Source organism: Sulfuricurvum sp. RIFOXYD12_FULL_44_77, assembly GCF_001830725.1.
In the GTDB taxonomy this organism is placed as follows: Bacteria; Campylobacterota; Campylobacteria; order Campylobacterales; family Sulfurimonadaceae; genus Sulfuricurvum; species Sulfuricurvum kujiense_A.
Window position 1 is genome coordinate 1 of sequence record NZ_MIBU01000111.1, and the last position, 7,686, is coordinate 7,686.

5 protein-coding genes are annotated in these 7,686 nt (G+C 40.6%); 4 read left to right on the forward strand and 1 reads right to left on the reverse strand.

What is annotated here, in order from left to right; translation table 11 throughout:
* Window positions 1-19 precede the first annotated feature (19 nt).
* Window positions 20-556 carry a ribosome-associated translation inhibitor RaiA gene (raiA, locus tag A2517_RS04745; RefSeq protein ID WP_294894662.1) on the reverse strand — a complete coding sequence of 179 codons (537 nt, stop codon included), beginning with the start codon at window positions 554-556 and terminating at the stop codon, window positions 20-22.
* A gap of 289 nt (window positions 557-845) precedes the next feature.
* Between raiA and A2517_RS04750 the strand changes: the two genes are divergently transcribed.
* From A2517_RS04750 to A2517_RS04765, 4 genes are read left to right on the forward strand one after another with little or no spacing between them, the layout of a single operon-like run.
* Complete coding sequence (locus A2517_RS04750; RefSeq protein ID WP_294894664.1) at window positions 846-5,471, forward strand: hypothetical protein; 4,626 nt, start codon at window positions 846-848, stop codon at window positions 5,469-5,471.
* Between the two features lie 14 nt (window positions 5,472-5,485).
* The gene (locus A2517_RS04755; RefSeq protein ID WP_294894666.1) at window positions 5,486-6,154 is read left to right on the forward strand and encodes a hypothetical protein; all 669 of its coding nucleotides are present in this window, start codon (window positions 5,486-5,488) and stop codon (window positions 6,152-6,154) included.
* Window positions 6,151-7,083, forward strand: coding sequence for a type II secretion system protein (locus tag A2517_RS04760; protein WP_294894668.1), 933 nt, complete (start codon window positions 6,151-6,153; stop codon window positions 7,081-7,083). Before A2517_RS04755 ends, A2517_RS04760 begins: the two co-directional genes overlap by 4 nt.
* Complete coding sequence (locus tag A2517_RS04765; protein ID WP_294894670.1) at window positions 7,070-7,522, forward strand: type II secretion system protein; 453 nt, start codon at window positions 7,070-7,072, stop codon at window positions 7,520-7,522. The genes A2517_RS04760 and A2517_RS04765 overlap by 14 nt, the downstream gene beginning before the upstream one ends.
* The last annotated feature ends 164 nt before the right edge of the window (window positions 7,523-7,686 follow it).

The following is a 7,686-nucleotide window of genomic DNA, read 5'->3' on the forward strand; positions in this document are numbered from 1 at the left end:
ATCTTGACCTTCAAAAAGGTTAATATAACCCGAAACGTCCGTCACCGCGTTTGTAAAGGACACGCATTTTCCCGTCATTGTCATAAAATACATCAAATGCTTTAGTACTCTCTTTGAGTCTCTCTAATACTTCTGCAACCTCTTGCGGTTTAAAGAGTACCGGCTCGGCTGGGACGATCTCATCTTCCATCGCCTCTTCCGCTTCATGGAGGTTGACATTGTGTGCTGCGGCTAATTTTGCTTCATTTAAACCTTCGTTTTTATGATCTGAAATACGGTCATGAAGACGGCGAAGCGCTTTTTGGGCACGGTCAATGGCGATATCGATAGCGGCATAGAGGTCGTCATCACGTTGAGTGATAACAATGGTATTTTTTCCGGCAACATTGATTGTAAATTCAATGTTCACCCCTTTTTTACGCTCATTAGAACTGGCAACGGCATTGACGCTGATAAGGTCAAGATGAAATTTAGATAGTGTATCGATAGAGTGCATCAGATGATCTTTGATTGCATCGCTGAGCTCGATGTGGCGTCCGACGAGAGAGATATTCATAAGTGTCCCACCTTAGTGTTATATTGAAGAAAGTTCGATTATAACACACAAAAAACAAACGTCAAGAACTTTTGATAAAAAGTAAATCGATATACGTTCAATAATTATTAACACATTTTAATCATCATTTAATCTGCATAGCACTACAATCAAAAGATGGCGTCTCCTCGCATAAAAGCTTTAGAAAAGAGGGACAATGGTCGATAGTAATCGATTAGGTAAATTGGGTATATGGATGAGTACAACCGAGCCCAATTTTTGAGTGCCTTAAAATCCGAAGGAGGATGAGATGAAAATAAATAAACTTTTTTTACGATTGATTACGGTTTTTGGAATAACGGTTATATTTGCTATTTCAGGATGGGGGGTATGTCCAACAGGGTCAAGTATTGGTACATGGACTGCTTCGGCAGGCTCGACATACAATAATCATACTGGTGATGTACAAAGTGATGATGCCGATTATTATACTATAACAAATCCTGTAGGGGGGCAAATAAATTTATCTATACAAAATACGCCTGATACAAATAATAATTTGTATGCTACTTTATACAGTGATAGCACGTGTTCAACAGCAGTGTGGTCATCAGGTGAGATAGGTGATTTGCAAACATCAACAACAACGGTTAGTGTAACGGCTGGGACTACTTATTATCTTTATTTGCTTGGAAGTAAATCGAATGGAGATACTAAATATTTATTAAATGCAAATAAACCAATCAAGGGGCATGACATATATCATGAAAACCCTTTTACCCCTGTTTTTGCAAATGGGGGGTTAAAACTCTTTGGTGATTTTACCTCCACGGGTAGTTCTGTTTTATGTCAAAACAATGGATCAGGGGGCTGTAATAACAATTATAATGGGTATTTGTATGATTCTAATTTAGTCTATAAAAATGAAGGGGCTATGACGTTAAACTCTGCATCATCATTATTAACGTTGCCAGCAGATGTTGATGGAGGTGAAATTCAATGGGCAGGGCTTTATTGGCAAGGGCATATTGCTGACCCTGATGCGGGTGATTATACAACTTCTACAATGGTACAAAATAGACAAAATGTGTCTTTTCGTCTTCCTGATGGAACAACGCAAGATATTACAGCTGATGATCTTTGGTACCATGATTTTTGGGGAGATGGTGCAGGTAATGATGGTGGATTCAGGTCTTTTTATCAGGGTTATAAAGATGTGACGGCTCTTGTGAAATCCCATTTGGTGAGCGGTACTTCGCAAACATTTACAGTTGGAAATATAAAAGCCAATAGTGGAACTGATTGGTATTCATATCTTTATGTGGGGCCTGGAGCTGAATATGACGGGATTAAATTTGGTTTTTGGGGGAACTGGTCTTTGATTGTTGTGTATAAATATGATCAAGAGACTATGCCCGCTGATACAAAACTTAAAAATATTAATGTCTTTAATGGATTTGATGCAATGATTCCGCTTCCTATAAGTGGATATGAGACATCGAGTGTTGAAATACCTATAAGTGGATTTTTAACTCCAAAATCAGGGAGTGTTAATGCAAAAATGCTTTTTTATGCCTCAGGGGGTGAAAAGCTTATCTCAAGAGATGCGTTTTACATTCAAAATGCTAATAATGCAAACACTTACGAAGCCGTTTCAAATGCGGTAAATCCAATAAACAATCCATTTAATGGATCGGTAAGCAATGATGGTGTTCCAGTAGATGCGGCAATTTCGTATTACCCCGGGTTAGATTTGGATTCATATAACGTATCTTCTTATATGAAAAATAGTCAAACATCCACATCACTAAAACTAGAAGCAACTTTCTCATCAGGAAACGGTGACCAATCTACTCCGGGGGCCATTGCTTTTTCGAGTGATTTATATACCCCTTCATTTTGTTATGACTATGGATATGAGCAAAACGGACTCTCTTTTACCGAAGAAAATAGCGGAAATATGATGCCTTATATTCGTGGATATTTGTCGAATACAGAAGATATCAATGTCAGTTTATTTATCAAAAATCGAGAAAACTCTGATGTCAGCGCAAACAATGTTATTTTAGATATTTCCGATATTAACAGTTCGCAAGCGATCTATAAACGCAACAGTGTTTCGATCACGTATCCAAATGTATTTGTTCCTATATCTAAAACCGATGCGGGTTGGCCTTTAAGTGTGGGTGACACATATATAAATGATATTCCATTAGGAAATATGGCCGGTAAGCAATATTCGTATACATATTACACATTAAGTCCTCAAAAAGATGGAAATATCAGCATCCCGATAGTGGGCACTTTTTCATACGATTTAGTAATTCCGCTAGCAGATGGAACAACTTTAACAATTCCATCGACCTCTAGTGTCGGCGGTGTTGGGCTTCCGATGTGTTCGTCTGATAATTTTAGTTATAACATAGAAAAAGGAATTTTCAGTGTTGTTGATGCTGGACTGTATGATACGACTACAAACGTCAATAATACAACAGGGAAAAAATATTATGACTTAACCACTCAAGTCTCAAAGCGACCTGGGAATTTTAGAATTGCTTCGTTTGATCCGAATGATCCAAATTTTGATCTTCCAAAAGCTGTACGAACAGCTGTAGCGGTAGAGATGATCGATGTGAGTCAGTTTCATGATACGGATGCAGCTTGTCGAGAGCCATCCAGTGCTATAACTCCTCGGGTATGGGTAAATTTTAAAAATAGTGCTACTGATGGAAATACGACACAAGTTGATTTCAATGCACAAACAATACAAGATGCTCTAGATGCTGGGATGGTATCAGATACTATTTCTTCAGGTGTAACTACTTTGACAAATCCTGAAGATTTTTTTAAAAATGCAACGCCAAATGCTGCGTTTAGGGTGACGTTTAATGTGACGAATGACGGGAATAATTCCTTGATTCAAACAGCTGAAGGATCTTCATCGGAAAACACACAGATTTTGAACTTTACGCAGCTTGTCCAAGATATCCAACATTGTGCTAAACCTGTTGAGATACCATCAAATCCGGGTTCAACGACATCGCTTGTTGCCGTAGCGTGTGGTAATGCGGGGAATCAAGGTATCGATCAGCATAATCTTGCTATTTGTATGGAGTGTTTGTATGGATATAACACGCAGGTTCTCTGTTCCCGCGATAATTTTGCGATACGTCCTGAGAGCTATACGGTAGCACTGCGGGATGTGAATCAGACAAATACTACGGTAACTCAGTCTTTTGCGTCAGGATATACGGGAGTTGTGATTCCAAATACAGGACGTGTAAGTGTGAGTAGCGGATATGATTATCGTTATGATATTAATGCAACAAATCACAAGGACAACACAGCTACACCAGGGTATACCCGCTATTTTGCAACGGGGGGATCGGATTATAATATTACTCTGATTTGGGAACCATCAACTCCAAAAAGCGGCTGTAACGACACGGAAAGTAAAGTGCAAAGTTTTAATCTGATCAATGGAACAGTCACAGCGGATGGGAACCTCTCTCAAGTGGGAGAATATCGTCTTAACATTATCGATACAACATGGACTGCTGTGGATTGGGATCCACTGAAACAAGGACATCAAACGGGGGCACATTTCCTATCGGGGGCTGAGTGTTCAGAAAACAGTACAGATGTTCCGACTCAGGCGACAGTTGTAACACTCAATACAACAACATTAGCAACAAATAATTTAGTTGGATGTAATATCAGCAGTACGCATAACAATACTGAATATCCAACGACTACAGATCCGTATAAATATCGGGATTATTTATTGACATTTTTTCCGTATAAATTTGATTTAAGTGGGATCACTTTTGGCCTAGGGAGACTTCCTAGTGGGATTACAGCAGGAGGAGACGGGTTTGTTTATATGTCTGATATCAGTGATGATGATGGGATGAATATGGCATTACGGGCAACGGGGAACATTCGTGCCGCTGGCTATAACAATGCAGTAACGACAAATTATGTCACTGATTGTTATGCAAAATCGTTGACGCTATCGATGACAAGTGATAATAATCTTACTCATCCGCAAAATGCAGCGTTCCAGCTTCGTTTTATGGATTATAATACCACTGTAGCTAGCCCAGCTAATTTAATTTATGATAGTAATGCTACCAATATCAATACAACAGCACTATTGATGCCTTTGACTTCAATTTTAGATGGAAACTTTACCAAAGAGACAGCAGGTTCATTATATACAGTAAGTCGCTTTAATTATGATCGTACGGTGACACAACCGCTTAATCCTTTTGAAGCGAGTTTTAGGAAGATGAATGTGAAATGTTTAAATGCGGCCGATTGTCTTATGCAAGCCGATTTGAGTGCTGTACATGAACCTAAGGGTGAGCGAGCTATGGACTTTGATGTTACCTACGTCTACGGCCGTATCATTCCCCGCGATGTACGGGTCTTCGGAAATGTCGGTTTTACCGCAAACGCTTGGTATGAAGTATTTAATACTCCGACGTTAGCTGGAACTGGCTTAGCACCTAGTCGTAATTCACCGCAATGGTTTATCAATGCACTGCATAATGATAACAATGACGGAGACGGGAATATTACCCGAATACAAAATAACAGTAATGCTACAGTAACGACTGTCAATATGGGGAGTGCTGAGGTCAATGGCATGGAGACATATACTTTTGGTGGTATTGCTCCAACCTATAGTGGCAAAGCACATATCAATACTGATCCATGGTTATGGTTCGGTACCAATGCTCTCAATTATGGTGATCCATCAAATGCTAACCTTGATTGCCGAACCCATCCGTGTTTCAATATCAATGTTGTCCCAAATATCGGAACGGCTGGCAGTTCTACCAATACCCAAATATTAGGAAGCGATAAAGCAAACAAAGCGACATCTACGGGAACGGGGGTAACCTATGATTATACTCCGGCAACACGATGATGAAAAGGGTACGAATGCGCTCAGCGATGGCGATGATTGAACTTATATTTGCCATTGTTATTATCGCCATCAGTGTCATCACGATTCCTTCTATGATGAATGTAGCCGATAATGCCTCCAAAGGGATGATTATCGATGAAGATATACTCAAGCGGATGTTAGGTGAGATTACCAAAGTTTCTCAATCACGATGGGATCAAAATTCATCCGCCCCAGATTTCAGTCCATTACAGATTGCTCTAGGTGGAGATCTCCCTTGTACTGCGGACCCCCTCCGAGGGGCCGGAGTGTATCGCGCAAACCCTGATTCGAGTATGGCGTGCTCTAACAGTGAACCGATGATGGCGGTAGCAACAGCGGATGGAAATTTGAGTCTCAACTTCGGTATCGAACAGCTCCATAATCTGCCTTATAATCTTGAAATCAATGCAACCGGGGGCAATATTTATACGATTCCGATTGAGTATAGAGTGAATTATGTTGCTGCTACAATGTCTCCTATTAATGCAGGAGTGGCAACAGCAACGTGGACGCTCGGTTCATCTGCTACTATGAATCCGAACCCAGCAGGAGGAGTTACGCATTTGAAACGTATTGTCGTTCGAACTAATAACGCGGCTAATCCTGATGTTGATATGACGTTGACTTTTTTTAAATCTAATGTTGGGAAGTTCTCCGAATGAAACCTATAAAGAATCGTAAAGCCTTTACCATGATAGAGCTACTGTTCGTCATCGTTATCTTGGGGATCGTCGGAGGGTTAGCACTGGAAGCGTTGCGCCAATATTATGATGGAATTTACCGAACGGGGGAGTATTCCAAGCGGGTAGCTCAGGCCGATCAGATTCTTGAGCAGGTATCCAAATATTTTGAAAATGGAATCTCCGCTTCTATTATTCGATTGGATGCCAATAACACGGTATTTGGAACACAATGTGTCGGCATTCCTGCCAATGCAGATAGCAGTACGGATTATACCATTGCCTTTGTCGCGGTAGATAATGACGGGTTAAGAGGATTTTGGAATGCAGGGATAGGGCGTTGGCTTTCGGGATGGACAAGCGATGTTTTGAGTGTCGGAAATACGTTGATTTCGTCCGATGCTAACTTTACATCTATCAATCCGGGAAATTCCTTGGTGGGTGCAGCTATTTTTCGGAGTGATGGATTGGGAGAGGGGGCTGATGAATGCCATCGGTTTGGTTGGGAAAATGCATTAAATACAAATGATGTTTATCGTAGAATAAATAATGTCAATTCGGATGTAAATTTGACATTAAACGGTATGCTAAGTATTAGTGGGCAAGCAAGCCGAGCGTATGTCATGCGAACCGCTCATGCTTTCCGAGCAAAAGATGGAGTCTTTAATATGTATACCGGATTTGAACCTTGGAACGGCGAGCAGTACAATGATGTGACGGGGAGAATGTTAGGTGATAAAGTAACCCATTTTACGATACTTTATGACAATCGAAATACCATTATGAACTCCAATGTTGGTAATATTTATACCCTCAAAATCTGTCTACAAGGGTTAGATGAGAATCTAAGTGATTCGAATCTTTCCGCAAATCAAATTTGTCGTGAAAGGATGGTACATGTCCGTTATTAAACGCAAAGGCTTTGCCATGATTATGGCAATTTTTGTTGTGGTTATGGTTGCTTTAGGGGGAACATTGCTGTTATCCAATGCCGCCAAAGGGAGCAAATCGATCTCCGATAATTATCTCAGAGCTCAGGCTGAATTATTAGCTCAGAGTGCCACTGAGTATGCTCTTATGCGGGCGCAGGGGGTTGATACGGCTGCTGTTGGGAATCCTTGTTTAAATCAGCTCAATATCACCGTAAACGATGCTGGAGGAACTGCTATGTTCGACGTCAATGTTTCTTTAGCCTATTCATTTGAAGGGGTTGCAGCGGTAGGGTGTACCACGCTGGCTGATACTACCGGAAAAGATACGATGGTAATGATCGATGCGACAGCGGTAACGCGTGCGATTATCACAACAGAACCTATTCGCGCACATAAACGTTCATGGCAAAAACTGTAAGACTATAAGAGATTAATTATGATAGCAGCCGAAAGGATTTTATCCTTTTGGCGTTAAAGAGCGAGTTGGGCGATTTTTGCGAGGACATCTTTTTCACGAACCGGCTTCATCAAGAAACCGTTAGCTCCGCACTCTAATGCTTCCCCTTTTTTAGTCTCATCGGT